Genomic DNA, 14,962 nt, shown 5'->3' with positions numbered 1-14,962 from the left:
GCGGCGCCGATCGCGGTGGTTCAGTCGGACTTGGGCACCACGATCATCGGTGCGGTGGTGTTGCGCAGGATGCGAGCCGCCGTCGAACCGAGGAACGCGCGACTCGGCGGTCCCAGTCGCGCCGAACCGACCGCGACCAGATCACCCTCACCCCAGCGGAGACCGTCCAGTGCCTCGGAGAGGGTGTCGCCGTCGGCGACCACCGACTCGACCGCCAGCGTCGACGGCGCGCGCCGCGTCGCCTCGTCGAGGATCTCGGTCGCCGCGGCGATGTGACGCGCACGGGTCTGCGCCGACGTCTCGACGTCGAGATCGCCCGCGTCGTCGAGGGACACCAGCGACACCAGGCGCAGTGCCAGCTGTGCCCGTTCGGCGAGGGCCACCGCGAACGGGAGTGGGTTGTCGCTGCGACCGGTGGTCGGCACCGCGACGGTGAGTGAGTCGAGCGTGACCTCGCCCCGCTCGGCGTATCCCCGGGGTGCCAGGGCGACCGGCAACGGCGACCAGTGCACGAGTTCGGAGCTGATGGAGCCGAGCGTGTGTCGCCCCAGCAGCCCGTCCCGCGTCCCGCCGACCACGATCAGGCGTGCGCCCGAGTAATCGGCGAAGTCGATCAACCCCTCTGTGAACGACTCCGCGACCGGTGTGTGGACATCGACGGTGAGGTCGGCCGGCACGAGTTCCGCACCGGCGGTGACCCATTCGCGGGCGCGACGGATCAACATGTCCTGGTACGCGGCTCGGCCCGGCGTCCCGTCGGGCTCCTCCGACCGCACCACGCACACGAGATCGATGCAGGCGCCGGTGGCGCGAGCCAGGGCGACGGCGAGTGCGACACCGTCGTCGCCCGACGCGGTGGCCAGATAGCCGACGGTGATGCGTGCAGGTGTCGCCTGCGTGTCGACGGAGTTCGTTGCGTCAGTAGACATCGGGGACCTTCACCTCCGTGTCGGCGTTGAGCGAGCGGCCGCTGAAGAACTCCCGGCCGCCGGCCACGCACAGCAACATCAGGGGGATGCCGAGCACCAGCATCCCGACGCCCAGGATGAACACACCGCCGATGCCACCGAACGACGTCGACCCGTAGTCGGGCTCGATCATGTCGATGGCGCTCTGCACGAACGCCCACGTCATGGCGAGTGCTCCGAGCAGCGGGAACAGTCCGCGCATCAGGAAGTTCCGCAGCGAGGCGAACAGGGTCCGCCGGAAGTACCAGACGCAGGCGTAGGCGGTGATGCCGTAGTAGAACGCGACCGCCAGCCCCAGCGAGGACACCGAATCGCCGAGTGTGTCCTCACTGGCCAGGGCGAGTACGAGATAGAAGAACAGCGCCGCGCCGCCCATGACCGCGGTACCGAACGCGGGCGTCATGTACTTCGGGTGGATACGGGCAAAACGTTGCGGCAGAGCCTGATAGACCGCCATCGACAGGGTGCCACGCGCCGTCGGCAGGATCGTCGACTGCGTGGACGACAACGCCGAGATCGACACCGTCAGCAGCAGCAGGGACGACATGACCACTCCGGCAACGGGATCGCCGAGGATGGTCAGGACGTCGTCGGCGTTGTCGGGGTTGTTCAGGCCGATACCGGTCTCGCCGAAACCGGCGAACGACTGCACCGCGTAGGCGACGAGTACGTAGGTGCACACCAGGATCAGCGTCGTGAGGACGGCCGCACGGCCGGGGGTCTTCGTGGAGTCCTTCGTCTCCTCGCCCACGGCGAGGCAGGCGTCCCACCCCCAATAGATGAAGATGCACAGGATGATCGCGGCCGCGAGTTGTGACGAGGTGACCCCGCTGGGCCACAGCCAGTCCCAGCTCGGCGAGATCGCCTGCGGTCCGGCCTTGTCGAAGCCCACCTTCACCAGCGCGATGACGCTGGCCACGATGAGCACCCCGAACTGGACCGCGATGAGGACGTTCTGCATCCGCTCACTGATGAGGATTCCGCGGATGCTGACCCAGGTCATCGCGATGATGAAGAAGCAGCCGACGCCGACCTTCACGAGCAGGTTGTCGGCCAACGACTCGAGGCCGAGGAACTTGAAGAGGTAGATCGCGGCGATCTCGGCGACGTTTGCCAACACGATGATCGCCGACACGGCCAGGCCCCAACCGCCCATCCACCCGATCCACGGACCGAACGCCTTCGTGGCCCAGGTGAACGTGGTGCCACAGTCGGGGGTGTCCTCGCCGAGTTCACGGTAGGCGAACGCGATGAGCAGCATCGGGATGAAGGCGAGGACGAACATGGCCGGCGCTTTCGTGCCGACCTCGGCGACCACGTAGCCCAATGTCGCGGCGAGGCTGTAGGCCGGCGCCACGGCGGAGAGTCCGATGACGACGTTGCCGACGAGCCCCAGTGAACCGGCGCGCAGGCCCTTGTCGGACGCGGGTGCCGGGAGCATGGGCGACGGCTTCGATACTGCCATGTGGGCACAGTACGGTTTCGGTCGAGATCACGCGTGACAACGACGGATTTGTTTTCTGTGCGGTAACACAACGACTGATTCAGTCGTCTCACGACCTGTGACCAACGGTTCCGTCCGCCGCATCCCGGCGCGGCTACTGTCTATGGGTGATCGATGCACTCGTCGAATGGCTGCTCGACCTCCCTCCGTGGGTGGCGCTCGGCATGGCCTTCCTGTTCCCCGCCCTCGAGGCATCGATCTTCGTCGGCGTCGTTGTGCCCGGGGAGATCGCCGTGCTCATCGCCGGGGTCATCGCCAACGGTGGTCGACTCGAACTGTGGGAGGTGCTCGTCGCAGCCACCGCAGGAGCGATCATCGGCGACTTCATCGGGTTCGAGGTGGGTCGCCGATGGGGCACCACCCTGCTCGCGAAGCTGCCCGAACGACTCGTGAAACCCGAGCACGTGGAGCGCGGTCGGGAGGCGTTGCGCAAGCGTGGCGCCGTCGCGGTGCTGTTCGGTCGATGGATCGCGGCTCTCCGGGCTCTCATCCCGGGGCTGGCGGGCATGAGCGAGGTCCGACTGCGCACCTTCGTGATCGCCAACGCCATCGGCGGGACCATCTGGGCGTGCGTGGTCGGATCGCTCGGCTACATCGCAGGCAAGTCCTACAAGACGGTCGAGAAGGACCTCGGGTACACCTCGTACGTCTTCATCGCGCTGTTCGTCGTCGCCGCCGTCGCCCTGTACGTCCGGCACCGGATGCGTGCCCGCCGCGCGCCGCGGTCCAGTGGGAGCGCACCCGATCAGTCGAAGAGTATGACCTGACGGATCGCCGTCCCGTCGGCGAGTGCGTCCATTGCGGAGTTGATGTCGCCCAGACGGATTCGCGAGGAGATCAGCTTCTCGACCGGTAGTCGCCCCTCACGCCACAGCTGCTCGTACACCGGGATGTCCCGCGCGGGGACCGCCGACCCGAGGTAGCTGCCGACGATGGTGCGCGCACCGGCGACCAGGCCGAGGGGAGCGATCGACGACCTCGCATCGGGCGACGGAAGGCCCACGGTGACGGTGATACCGCCGGGGGCGGTCGCGGCCACGGCCGTCTCGAACGCCCTCGCGTTACCCGCCGCCTCGATGACGATCGGCGCGGTGATGCCCTGCTCGGCGACCTCGGCGGGAGAGTAGACGGCGGCGGCACCGGCGGCGGTGGCGGCGGCCAACTTCTCGGGCAGCGAGTCGACGGCGATCACGTCGCCGGTGTCCAGCGACAGCGCGGTCAGCACCGCGGCCATGCCGACGCCGCCGAGCCCGACCACCATCACCGACTGGCCCGGCTCGGGTTTGCCTGCGTTGATGACGGCGCCGCCTCCGGTGAGCACGGCGCATCCGAGGACGGCGGCGATCTCGGCGGGTACATCGGAGCCCACGACGACCGCGGATCGGCGATCGACCACCGCGTGGGTCGCGAAACCGGAGACCCCGAGGTGGTGGTGCACCGTCGACTCGGGATCGTGGGGGTCGTGGAGGCGGCGGTCGCCCTCGAGGAGGGTGCCGGCGTTGTTGGCCGCCGAACCCGGTCCGCAGGGCAACCGGCCATCGGTCGCGCACTCGGCGCAGTCCCCACAGCGGGGCAGGAACGCCATGACCACCCGGTCGCCGATCGCGACGTCGTCGACGCCGTCGCCCAGGGACTCCACGATGCCCGCGGCCTCGTGTCCCAACGCCATGGGCAGGGGACGCAGGCGGTTGCCGTCGACGACCGACAGATCCGAGTGGCAGACGCCCGCCGCTTCGATGCGGACACCGATCTCCCCGGGCCCCGGGTCGTCGAGGTCGAGTTCGCGGACCACCATCGGGGTCGAGTCGGCGTAGGGCCGCGATCGGCCCGACTCCACCAGAACCGCTGCGTCGATCTTCATCGGTCGTCCCTGCCTCGTGCGTCGGAGTTGTCAGGAGTCGTCGTGCGTCCGCTGATGTCGGCGGTGGCCAACAGCTCGCGGATGTCGTCGGGGATGGGCACGGGTCGACGGGTGGTGGTGTCCACGTACACGTGCACCCACCGCCCGCGTGCGGCGATCGTCGGTGACGCGCCGTCCGTCGGTCCGGCGACGAGCCCGAGATCGTAGGTCACGCTCGACGATCCGAGGCGGGCCACGGCGATCGCGACGGTCACCGGTTCGGGGAACTGCACCGACTCGAAGTAGCGGCAGCCGGATTCGACGACCACGCCCTGTGCTGCCGACGCGATCGGGTCGGTACCGGTGGACTCGATGATCCAGGCGTTGATGGCGGTGTCGAAGAGTTGGTAGTAGACGGCGTTGTTCAGGTGGCCGTACATGTCGTTGTCGGCCCACCGCGTCGTCATCGGTCGCGTGACGGGGAAGTGGTCGAGTGTGGGCCTGTCGTCGCTCGTCACCTGTCGCGCTCCTCGTCCCCGCTGCGGTCGTTCTCGGCCAACCCGATTTCCACCCGGTCGGTGCCGGTGGGACGATATGCCGTGATGAACCCGCCACCGACACCCGCCGCCGATCTCGAACCCGAGGATATCGGTTCCCGGATCGACCCCGTGCTCGCCCGCAGCTGGCTGCTGGTCAACGGGATCGCCGCCGACCGATTCCAGGCCGCCTCGCATTCCCGCGCCGACATCGTCGTGCTCGACATCGAGGACGCCGTCGCGCCCAAGGACAAGGTCGCCGCGCGGGAGAACGTGATCAGGTGGCTCGACTCCGGTAATCGCGACTGGGTTCGGGTCAACGGGTTCGGCACCCAGTGGTGGGAGGCCGATCTCGCGGCGCTGCACGGCGTCGGCGACAACCTCGGGGGCGTCATGCTCGCGATGGTCGAATCGGTCGACCATGTCACCGAGACCGCGAAGAGGCTGCCCGGCATCCCGATCGTGGCGCTGGTGGAGACCGCCCGCGGCCTCGAGCGGATCGGGGAGATCGCCTCGGCGAAGGGCACGTTCCGGCTCGCGTTCGGGATCGGTGACTTCCGGCGCGACACCGGCTTCGGGGAGCACCCGGCCACCCTCGCCTATGCGCGTTCGCGTTTCACCATCGCGGCGAAGGCCGCGCATCTCCCGAGCGCCATCGACGGGCCCACGGTCGGGTCGTCGGCGTTGAGGCTCAGCGAGGCCACCGCTGTCAGTCGAGAGTTCGGCATGACCGGCAAGATCTGCCTCAGCCCCGATCAGTGCGCCTCGGTGAACGAGGGACTGTCACCCTCGCAGGAGGAGATCGCCTGGGCGCGTGAATTCTTCAGCGAGTTCGACCGTGACGGTGGCGAGATCCGGAACGGCTCTGACCTGCCGCGCATCGCACGTGCGACGAAGATCGTCGACCTGGCGCGGTCGTACGGCATCGAGGTGCACGCCGAGTACGACGACCCCGATCACGCCCCGGCGCCGTCGGACACCTACCACTACTGATTCTCGCCGATCGCGTTCGTGCGCATCGGCATCCGCCGGTGGGATCTCACCGGAACCGCATCACCGCGGTGTCGCCGCCTGCGACGGTCACGCGGACCGGTGCACCCGCATCGGCGATCTGTCGGCCGGTCCAGAGGTCGGTGACCGACCCCTGCGTTCCGATGACAGTGCGATCGATGACCACCGTCCGGGCGTCGGCGGACGGGTTCGTGATCGACACGACCGTCGAGCCGTCGGACATCCGCCGGGTGCGCGTCCAGCCGTCGACCGACACCGCTCGCGCCGCAGCGCTCGGGTCCTGATCGACCGCGAGGATGCCGGGCGACGCGAGCAGTGATCGTGTCGCGGAGCCCATGCGGGTCAGGTCGTTCCCGGCGATCAGGGGTGAGCCTGCCATCGCCCACAGCGCGAGATGCGAGCGCTGCTGGGCCTCGGTGAGGGTGGTGCCCACGCCGATCTCGAGCATGTCGAGGTCGAGCCACCGACCCGCCCGGACCTCGGCCGATGCGCTCGCCGACGCCGCGGCGATGTCGAGGACACCCTGATATCCCGCGACGCCGGCGGCGGTGCTCCACTGCGCGGTGATGTCGTTGGTGAGGCGCGTCATCGTCGCGACACCACCCCAGTCGTACGCCGCCCCGGGCACCGCGGCGGCACCGGCCTCGGCGGGCAACCCGATCCCGCTGTTGGGGTTGATGCTGTAGACCATCGGCCGCCCGGTCGCGCGGATCGCGTCGCGCATGGCGACGAAGGCGCGGCGCTGATCGTTCGTGTCGGACTCCGACGAGCACCAGTCGTATTTCACGTAGTCGACGCCCCACGACGCGAAGGTCGCGGCGTCAGTCGTCTCGTGGCCGCGGCTGCCGGTGGCGCCGGGATAGGTTCCCGACAACTGCGCGCACGTGCGGTCGCTCGCGCCGGCGTAGATGCCGAATGCGAGACCTCGAGCGTGCAGATAGGCACCGAGGGCGGCCATGCCCGACGGGAAACGCGTCGACGAGGCCGTCAGCCGACCACCCGCGTCACGGGTCGGGGTGTACCAGCAGTCGTCGACGACGACGTAGCGATACCCCGCCGCGGCGAGTCCCGACGAGATCAGGGCATCGGCCTGCGCGCGGATCGTCGTCTCGTCGATGTCGCACCCGAAGGTGTTCCAACTGTTCCAGCCCATCGGTGGTGTGGTCGCGACGCCGGCGATGGCGGGTTCGGCGCCGCCGAGATCGTGGGGGAGTGCGGTCGCGCATCCGGACAGGACCGCCGCCGACATCAGTGCCGTCGAGACGGCGCGACGGGTGCGGTGGGTGGTCATCGACGGCGAGTGTAGGGAGCCGACCTGGCAACCGACTGCGATGCGACTGTGGGGCCTCTTATAGCGTGGTCATGTCCACGGCGGATCGGCACTGCAGACGAGGGGTGGGAGTGTTCAAACGGCTCGACGCCCTGCAACGCCGCAACCGCGGAGTGGGCTTCGTCTTCGCGGTGATCTACAAGTTCGTCGACGACCAGGGCGGGTATCTCGCGGCGCTGGTCACCTACTACGCCTTCCTCTCGCTGTTCCCGCTGCTACTGCTGTCGACGACCATCCTCGGCTTCCTCCTCGCCGGCGATCCCGGACTCCAGGAGCGGTTGCTCAACTCGGCGCTGGGCGAGTTCCCCATCATCGGCGACCAGCTCGGCGAGCCGCGTCGCCTGGGCGGCGGTTCGACCGGCGTGATCATCGGTGTGATCGGTGCCCTCTACGGCGCCTCGGGGATCGGCCAGGCGACGCAGAACGCGATGAACACCGTGTGGGCGGTGCCGCGCAACAGTCGCCCCAACCCGTTCCTCGCCCGCATCCGCAGTGTGCGGTTGCTGCTGGTGCTGATCGTCGCCCTCGCCGGGACGACGACATTGTCGTTGCTGGGCAACATCTTCGACTCGTTCGGATCGCTGTGGACGGCCGTCTCGGTGGTCGCGGCCGTCGTCATCAACGCCGTGGTGTTCGCCTACGGATATCGCATCGGGACATCGCGTGATCTGTCGATGCTTCAGGTGTTCCCGGGTGCGGCGGTCATGGCCGTCATGTGGCAGCTCCTGCAGACGTTCGGCGCCTACTACGTCGAGCGGGTGGTCCGGAACGCCAGTGCCACCAACAGCGTCTTCGCGGTGGTGCTGGGCCTCATGGCGTTCCTGTATCTCACCGCCATCTCGGTGGTGTTCACCGCCGAGATCAACAGCGTGCGCGTCGACAGGCTCTACCCCCGAGCCCTGCTCACCCCGTTCACCGACGACGTCGTGCTCACCCGCGGCGACCGCCGCGCCTACACCAACCAGGCCAAGGCCCAGCGCGCCAAGGGTTTCGAACAGATCGACGTCACCTTCGACAAGCGCCTCCCGCCAGAAGACCCCGACGACGACACCCCCGGGGCCTGACCGGCGGTGTCGTGGGCGTCGGAAACACACGATCCCGGCGACCTGAACGGTCGCCGGGATCGGGTGGGAGAACTCGAGTCGTCTAGCGCGAGAACATCAGTGCGCGCTTGACCTCTTGGATTGCCTGGGTGACCTGGATGCCACGGGGGCACGCGTCGGTGCAGTTGAAGGTGGTGCGGCAGCGCCACACGCCGTCGACGTCGTTGAGGATGTCGAGACGTTCGGCGGCACCCTCGTCGCGGCTGTCGAAGATGAACCGGTGTGCGTTGACGATGGCGGCCGGCCCGAAGTAGCTGCCCTCGTTCCAGAACACCGGGCAGCTCGTGGTGCAGCACGCACACAGGATGCATTTGGTGGTGTCGTCGAAACGCGCGCGATCGGTCTGGCTCTGGATGCGCTCACGGGTCGGCTCGTTGCCACTGGTCATCAGGAACGGCTTCACGGCGCGGTACGCGTCGAAGAACGGCTCCATGTCGACGATGAGGTCCTTCTCGACCGGCAGGCCACGGATCGGCTCGACGGTGATGGTGACCTCTTTGCCCTCCTTGAAGGCGCCATCTTTGTCGGTCGGCAGCATGTCCTTCATCAGGAGCTTGCAGGCGAGTCGGTTCACGCCGTTGATGCGCATCGCGTCACTGCCGCAGACGCCGTGGGCGCAGCTACGACGGAACGTCAGCGTGCCGTCGAGGTACCCCTTCACATACAGCAGGAGGTTGAGCATGCGGTCGGTCGGCAGTGCCGGCACGCGGAAGCTCTCCCAACCGTGCGCATCCGGGTTCTCCGGATCGAAGCGGGCGATCTTCAGGGTCACCATCGTCGCCTCGTCGGGGACGGACGGCAACGGCGGATCATCGGATGCGGGGGTCTTCGAGACCTCGGGTGCGATGGTCATCAGTACTTGCGCTCCATCGGTTCGTAGCGGGTCTGCACCACGGGCTTCCAGCCCAGTTCGATGTCCGAGAGCAGCTCGCTGCCCTTCTTGTAGGCCATCGTGTGGCGCATGTAGTTGGTGTCGTCGCGATCGGGGTAGTCCTCGCGGGCGTGTCCGCCGCGCGATTCCTTGCGGTTGAGCGCACCGACGACGGTGACCTCGGCCATCTCCAGCAGGAACCCGAGCTCGATGGCCTCGAGGAGGTCGCTGTTGTAGCGGGTGCCCTTGTCGTGCACCCGGATGTGGTTGTACCGCTCCTTGAGACCGTGGATGTCGGTCAACGCCTGCTTGAGCGTCTCCTCGGTGCGGAACACCGACGCGTTGGCGTCCATCGACGCCTGGAGCTCGGTGCGGATGTCGGCGACACGCTCGTGGCCGTGCTCGGACAGCACCAGCTCGAGCCAGTTGTCGACCATCGAGGTGGGGTTCTCCGGCAGCGCGACGAACTCCGCGTTCTCGGCGTACTCCGAGGCGTAGATGCCGGCGCGACGACCGAACACGTTGATGTCGAGCAGCGAGTTGGTGCCGAGACGGTTGGCGCCGTGCACCGACACGCAGGCACACTCACCCGCGGCGTACAGACCCTTGACCACGGTGTCGGCGTCGGAGAGAACCTCGCCGCGGATGTTGGTCGGGATGCCGCCCATGGCGTAGTGGCACGTCGGGAAGACGGGGACGTACTCGGTGACCGGGTCGACACCCAGGTAGGTCCGGGCGAACTCGGTGATGTCGGGGAGCTTCTCCTCGAGCACCTCGGCACCGAGGTGGGTCACGTCGATGTAGACGTAGTCCTTGTTCGGTCCGGCGCCGCGTCCCTCGAGCACCTCCAGGACCATCGACCGCGCGACGATGTCGCGGGGCGCGAGGTCCTTGATGGTGGGGGCGTAGCGCTCCATGAACCGCTCGCCGTCGGCGTTGCGGAGGATTCCGCCCTCGCCGCGGACGGCCTCGGAGATGAGAATGCCCAGACCCGCGAGACCTGTCGGATGGAACTGGTGGAACTCCATGTCCTCGAGCGGGAGGCCCTTGCGGAAGACGATGCCCATGCCGTCACCGGTGAGGGTGTGGGCGTTCGACGTCGTCTTGTACATGCGGCCCGAACCGCCGGTGGCGAGGATGACCGACTTCGCGTGGAACACGTGGATCTCGCCGGTGGCCAGCTCGTAGGCGACGACACCGGTGGCGACCTGCTCGCCGGCCTCGTTCTCCGACAGGCACAGGTCCAATGCATAGAACTCGTTGAAGAACTCGACGTCGTTCTTGACGCAGTTCTGGTACAGCGTCTGCAGGATCATGTGGCCGGTGCGGTCGGCGGCGTAGCAGGAGCGGCGGACCGGGCTCTTGCCGTGGTCACGGGTGTGCCCACCGAAGCGACGCTGGTCGATCTTGCCCTCGGGGGTGCGGTTGAACGGCAGCCCCATCTTCTCGAGGTCGAGGACGGCGTCGATCGCCTCCTTGCACATGATCTCCACGGCATCCTGGTCGGCGATGTAGTCGCCGCCCTTGACGGTGTCGAACGTGTGCCACTCCCAGTTGTCCTCCTCGACGTTGGCCAGTGCGGCACACATGCCGCCCTGAGCCGCGCCGGTGTGGCTGCGGGTGGGATAGAGCTTGGTGAGGACGGCGGTCCGAGCGCGAGGGCCGGCCTCGATGGCTGCGCGCATACCCGCGCCACCGGCACCGACGATCAGGACGTCGTAGCGATGTTCTTGCATGATGGGTTCCCCTCTGGAGCCTATGGCTGGTGGGTGGAGGTTCGAGTCGCTAGACCGAGCTCGCGTCGAAGGTCAGGATCGCGTACGTGCCGAGTCCGACGGTCAGGATCATCGACAGCGCGAGGACCACGTTCAGCCAGAAGCGGGTCGAGTCCTTGCGCGAGTAGTCGGCGATCACCGTGCGGACGCCGTTGCCGCCGTGCAGCTGGGCGAGCCACAGCATGCTGAGGTCCCAGATCTGCCAGAACGGCTGGCTCCACCGCTGGGCGACGAACGAGGCGTCGATGCGATGCACGCCGCTGTCGAGCGTGAGCATGATCGTCATGTGGCCGAGCGTCAGGAAGATGAGCGCGATGCCCGAGAAGCGCATGAACAGCCACGCGTTCTTCTCGAAGTTGCCGCTCTTCGGTCGCCGAGGCGACCGCGGGTTGTCGAGGCTGGCGGGGCGGTCGTGGGCGGTGCCGACCGTCTTGGCGAGCTTGGGAGCTTCTGAGGTGGTCATCGTTGTCCTCCCCTCCTATGCGTGATCGATCAGGATCGCGAGCAGCCGGACTGCGGCTGCGGCGAAGACGACGAAGAAGATGCCGAGGATCGTCCACAGCATCTGGCGCTGGTACTTCGGGCCCTTCGACCAGAAGTCGACCAGGATGATCCGCACGCCGTTGAGTGCGTGGTAGAGCACGCAGGCCACGAGCCCGATCTCCATGAGACCGATGATCGGCGACTTGTAGGTGTCGATGATCTGCGTGTAGGTGTCCGGGTTGACGCGGATCATCGCGGTGTCCAGGACGTGGACGAAGAGGAAGAAGAAGATCGAGACGCCGGTGATGCGGTGCAGCACCCAGGACCACATCCCTGGATCGCCGCGGTACAGGGAGCGGCGGCGGACCGGCTCCGGCGCGACCTCGGTGTGAGTACTCATCGAAAAAATGGCCTCCAACATCGGCGGTGGATGCGATGAACCCGGCATGCTCCGGCTCTATCGACGACCTACCTCATCGACTTTAAACCTAAGCTGACGGCGGTAAGAATCGGTATGAGTCGAAGCGCGAACAGCGATGTTGGCGAATAAGGCTTGCCTTACTTGAATTTCGGCGCCGGGAGTCGCCCCGGACGCCCCGCGAAGGCCGGACGGGGAGGGCCCACGGTGACCGCAGAAATCGACTGGAACCTGTTGCGTAGCAAGGCGACAGAGGTCATGCACACGGCATACGCCCCGTATTCGGACTATCCGGTCGGGGCGGCCGCACTCACCTCCGACGGACGGTTCGTCGTCGGATGCAATGTGGAGAATGTCTCATACGGTCTCGGTATCTGCGCGGAGTGTTCCCTGGCCGCGGACCTGCATCGAACCGGAGGCGGGCGTCTGAGAGCGGTCAGCGTCGCCGATGGGCGTGGTCAGATCCTGATGCCCTGCGGTCGTTGCCGACAGATCCTGTTCGAACACGGCGGGGGCGAGCTCCTCGTCGACCACCGCGCAGGGCCACGTCCGCTCGCGGCCCTGCTGCCCGACGCGTTCGGCCCCGACGACCTGTCGGCCGGTCGCGCGACCGACCCCGCCTCCACCGACCCGGCGACCGACGCATGACGGCCCCCGACGCCGTGTCGGTGATCGCGGCCAAGCGCGACGGCCACGTACTGACCGACACGCAGATCGACTGGGTCGTCGACGCCTTCACGAGAGGCGAGGTCGCCGGCGAACAGATGTCGGCGCTCGCCATGGCGATCCTGTTGCGCGGGATGGAACGCCGGGAGGTCGCACGGTGGACCGCGGCGATGATCGCCTCCGGCGAACGGATGGACTTCTCCGGTCTACGGCGGGGCGACCGGGCGTTGGCGACCGTGGACAAGCACTCGACCGGCGGTGTCGGGGACAAGATCACGCTCCCGCTCGCGCCGTTGGTCGCCTCGTACGGGGTGGCGGTGCCACAGCTGTCCGGCCGGGGTCTGGGCCACACCGGCGGCACGCTCGACAAGCTGGAGTCCATACCGGGCTGGCGGGCGGACCTCACCACCGACGAGATGATGACCCAGCTGCGTGACGTCGGGGCGGTCGTCTGCGCGGCGGGATCGGGACTCGCGCCCGCCGACAAGAAGCTCTACGCGTTGCGCGACGTCACGGGGACCGTCGAGTCCATCCCGCTGATCGCCTCGTCGATCATGAGCAAGAAGATCGCCGAGGGCACCGGCGCACTGGTCCTCGACGTGAAGGTCGGGACCGGTGCGTTCATGAAGACCCTCGACGACGCACGCGAGCTCGCCCGGACCATGGTCGAACTCGGCGCCGACTCGGGCGTGACGACAGTCGCGTTGCTGACCGCGATGTCGACACCGCTGGGCCGGACCGCCGGCAATGCTCTCGAGATCGAGGAGTCCCTCGAGGTGCTCGCCGGCGGCGGACCCGCGGACGTCGTGGAGCTGACGGTCACCCTGGCACGCGAGATGCTCGCGGCGGTCGGCGTCGACGCGGATCCCGCCGAGCATCTGCGCGACGGCCGGGCGATGGACACCTGGCGGTCGATGATCGCCGCGCAGCACGGCGATCCCGATGCCGCGCTGCCGACCGCGCGCCACACCGAGGACGTGCTCGCCGACGCCGACGGCGTCGTGACACGACTCGACGCGATGGCCGTCGGGGTAGCGGCCTGGCGACTCGGGGCCGGGCGCGCACGCCAGGGTGCGCCGGTGCAGGCCGAAGCCGGTGTCCGGTGGCATGTGGTGCCGGGTGACCGTGTCCGGCGCGGCCAGCCGCTCATGACGATGGCGACCCAGACCCCCGAGCGATTCGACGCCGCCCGAGCGGCTCTGGCCGACGCCGTCGACGTCGGGTCCGTGCCCACCGCCGACGGTGCGATGTCGGCCACGATCGGCGGGCCCCTGATCATCGAGCGGGTTACCGTCGGATCATGACCGCCGCCGCAGATCCGTCGTTCTCACCCACCCCCGCCGCGCTGGATCTGTCGTCGGTGGCGTTGGCACCGAAAGTGCTGCTGCACGACCACCTCGACGGCGGCCTGCGCCCGGCCACGGTCCTGGAACTCGCCCGGGAGGTCGGGTACACCGAGCTGCCCGCCGACGACGCCGACGGGCTCGCCCGCTGGTTCCGTGAGTCGGCCGACAGCGGGTCGCTGGTGCGCTATCTCGAGACGTTCACCCACACGGTCGCGGTGATGCAGACCGCCCCTGCGCTGGCGCGGGTGGCGCGCGAGTGCGCACTCGATCTCGCCATGGACGGCGTCGTGTACGCCGAGATCCGCTTCGCCCCCGAGCAACATCTGACGACCGGGCTGAGTCTCGACGAGGTCGTCGAGGCCGTCCTCGAGGGCTTCGCCGAGGGCGCCGCGCAGGCCACCGAGGCGGGACGCCGCATCGAGGTCCGCTGCCTCGTCACCGCGATGCGTCACGCCGCGCGGTCCCGCGAGATCGCCGAGCTGGCCGTGCGGTTCCGCGACCGCGGGGTGGTCGGCTTCGACATCGCCGGCGCCGAGGCCGGATACCCGCCGAGCCGACACCTCGACGCCTTCGAGTACATGCGGGCCAACAACGCGCCCTTCACGATCCACGCCGGCGAGGCGTTCGGACTGCCCTCGATCCACGAGGCGATCAGCTTCTGCGGCACCGATCGTCTGGGACACGGGGTGCGGGTCATCGACGACATCACCCTGCCCACCGGGACCGATCTCGCCGCCCACCAGTTCGGTGGCGCGGAGCTGGGCGTGGTCGCGAACTACGTGCGCGACAAGCGCATCCCGCTGGAGCTGTGTCCGAGTTCGAACGTGCAGACCGGTGCGGTGGCGAGTATGGCCGAGCACCCGTTCAACGTGCTGGCGCGTCTGCGGTTCCGCGTCACCGTGAACACCGACAACCGACTGATGAGCGACACGTCGATGAGCAAGGAGTTCATCACGCTGCACAACCAGTTCGGTTACGGCTGGGCCGATTTCGAGCGGTTCACCGTCAACGCGATGAAATCCGCGTTCGTGCACTTCGACGAGCGTCTCGCGCTGATCGACGACGTGATCAAGCCCGGTTACGCCGTGCTGATCGGCTGATCGATCCCGGT

15 protein-coding genes are annotated in these 14,962 nt (G+C 68.0%); 6 read left to right on the top strand and 9 right to left on the bottom strand.

Annotation, left to right across the window (positions count from 1 at the left end; translation table 11 throughout):
* Positions 1-20: 20 nt before the first annotated feature.
* Both ACQ7HM_RS08265 and ACQ7HM_RS08260 read right to left on the bottom strand, forming a co-directional pair.
* Complete coding sequence (locus ACQ7HM_RS08265; RefSeq protein WP_434215789.1) at positions 21-929, bottom strand: universal stress protein; 909 nt, start codon at positions 927-929, stop codon at positions 21-23.
* On the bottom strand, positions 919-2,433 hold the full coding sequence (locus ACQ7HM_RS08260; protein ID WP_434215788.1) for an APC family permease: 1,515 nt from the start codon (positions 2,431-2,433) through the stop codon (positions 919-921). Before ACQ7HM_RS08260 ends, ACQ7HM_RS08265 begins: the two co-directional genes overlap by 11 nt.
* 146 nt (positions 2,434-2,579) lie before the next feature.
* Here ACQ7HM_RS08260 and ACQ7HM_RS08255 point away from each other — a divergent pair, with 146 nt between their 5' ends.
* Positions 2,580-3,239 (top strand): DedA family protein, encoded by a 660-nt coding sequence (locus ACQ7HM_RS08255; protein WP_434215787.1) that lies wholly within the window; start codon positions 2,580-2,582, stop codon positions 3,237-3,239.
* On the opposite strand, the gene ACQ7HM_RS08250 is transcribed toward ACQ7HM_RS08255, so the two are convergent.
* Entirely contained in the window at positions 3,218-4,333 is a 1,116-nt protein-coding gene (locus tag ACQ7HM_RS08250) for an alcohol dehydrogenase catalytic domain-containing protein (RefSeq protein ID WP_434215786.1), read from the bottom strand. The two genes, ACQ7HM_RS08255 and ACQ7HM_RS08250, sit on opposite strands and share 22 nt — an antisense overlap.
* Positions 4,330-4,779 carry an acyl-CoA thioesterase gene (locus ACQ7HM_RS08245; protein ID WP_434216385.1) on the bottom strand — a complete coding sequence of 150 codons (450 nt, stop codon included), beginning with the start codon at positions 4,777-4,779 and terminating at the stop codon, positions 4,330-4,332. The genes ACQ7HM_RS08250 and ACQ7HM_RS08245 overlap by 4 nt, the downstream gene beginning before the upstream one ends.
* Before the next feature lie 135 nt (positions 4,780-4,914).
* On the opposite strand from ACQ7HM_RS08245, the gene ACQ7HM_RS08240 reads away from it, so the two are divergent.
* Complete coding sequence (locus ACQ7HM_RS08240; protein WP_434215785.1) at positions 4,915-5,841, top strand: HpcH/HpaI aldolase/citrate lyase family protein; 927 nt, start codon at positions 4,915-4,917, stop codon at positions 5,839-5,841.
* Between the two features lie 46 nt (positions 5,842-5,887).
* On the opposite strand, the gene ACQ7HM_RS08235 is transcribed toward ACQ7HM_RS08240, so the two are convergent.
* On the bottom strand, positions 5,888-7,150 hold the full coding sequence (locus ACQ7HM_RS08235) for a glycoside hydrolase family 27 protein (protein ID WP_434215784.1): 1,263 nt from the start codon (positions 7,148-7,150) through the stop codon (positions 5,888-5,890).
* Positions 7,151-7,254: 104 nt separating this feature from the next.
* Between ACQ7HM_RS08235 and ACQ7HM_RS08230 the strand changes: the two genes are divergently transcribed.
* Entirely contained in the window at positions 7,255-8,253 is a 999-nt protein-coding gene (locus ACQ7HM_RS08230; protein WP_434215783.1) for a YihY/virulence factor BrkB family protein, read from the top strand.
* Positions 8,254-8,335: 82 nt separating this feature from the next.
* Here the strand turns inward: ACQ7HM_RS08230 and ACQ7HM_RS08225 are convergent, their stop codons facing one another.
* From ACQ7HM_RS08225 to sdhC, 4 genes are read right to left on the bottom strand one after another with little or no spacing between them, the layout of a single operon-like run.
* A complete protein-coding gene (locus tag ACQ7HM_RS08225; RefSeq protein WP_434215782.1) occupies positions 8,336-9,145 on the bottom strand; it encodes a succinate dehydrogenase iron-sulfur subunit in 810 nt (269 codons plus the stop codon).
* Positions 9,145-10,899 (bottom strand): succinate dehydrogenase flavoprotein subunit, encoded by a 1,755-nt coding sequence (gene sdhA, locus ACQ7HM_RS08220; RefSeq protein WP_434215781.1) that lies wholly within the window; start codon positions 10,897-10,899, stop codon positions 9,145-9,147. The genes ACQ7HM_RS08225 and sdhA overlap by 1 nt, the downstream gene beginning before the upstream one ends.
* Positions 10,900-10,948: 49 nt before the next feature.
* Positions 10,949-11,401: a succinate dehydrogenase hydrophobic membrane anchor subunit gene (locus ACQ7HM_RS08215; RefSeq protein WP_434215780.1), complete on the bottom strand. Its 453-nt coding sequence runs from the start codon at positions 11,399-11,401 to the stop codon at positions 10,949-10,951.
* A gap of 15 nt (positions 11,402-11,416) precedes the next feature.
* Positions 11,417-11,821, bottom strand: coding sequence for a succinate dehydrogenase, cytochrome b556 subunit (gene sdhC / locus ACQ7HM_RS08210; protein WP_434215779.1), 405 nt, complete (start codon positions 11,819-11,821; stop codon positions 11,417-11,419).
* Positions 11,822-12,046: 225 nt separating this feature from the next.
* Here sdhC and ACQ7HM_RS08205 point away from each other — a divergent pair, with 225 nt between their 5' ends.
* From ACQ7HM_RS08205 to ACQ7HM_RS08195, 3 genes are read left to right on the top strand one after another with little or no spacing between them, the layout of a single operon-like run.
* On the top strand, positions 12,047-12,487 hold the full coding sequence (locus ACQ7HM_RS08205) for a cytidine deaminase (RefSeq protein WP_434215778.1): 441 nt from the start codon (positions 12,047-12,049) through the stop codon (positions 12,485-12,487).
* On the top strand, positions 12,484-13,809 hold the full coding sequence (locus tag ACQ7HM_RS08200; protein WP_434215777.1) for a thymidine phosphorylase: 1,326 nt from the start codon (positions 12,484-12,486) through the stop codon (positions 13,807-13,809). Before ACQ7HM_RS08205 ends, ACQ7HM_RS08200 begins: the two co-directional genes overlap by 4 nt.
* Positions 13,806-14,951, top strand: coding sequence for an adenosine deaminase (locus ACQ7HM_RS08195; protein ID WP_434215776.1), 1,146 nt, complete (start codon positions 13,806-13,808; stop codon positions 14,949-14,951). Before ACQ7HM_RS08200 ends, ACQ7HM_RS08195 begins: the two co-directional genes overlap by 4 nt.
* Positions 14,952-14,962: the final 11 nt, after the last annotated feature.

This window comes from Williamsia sp. MIQD14, from assembly GCF_051025635.1.
In the GTDB taxonomy this organism is placed as follows: Bacteria; Actinomycetota; Actinomycetes; order Mycobacteriales; family Mycobacteriaceae; genus Williamsia_A.
Note: the sequence above shows the minus strand (reverse complement) of the source record. Positions and strands in the feature narration are given on the sequence as shown.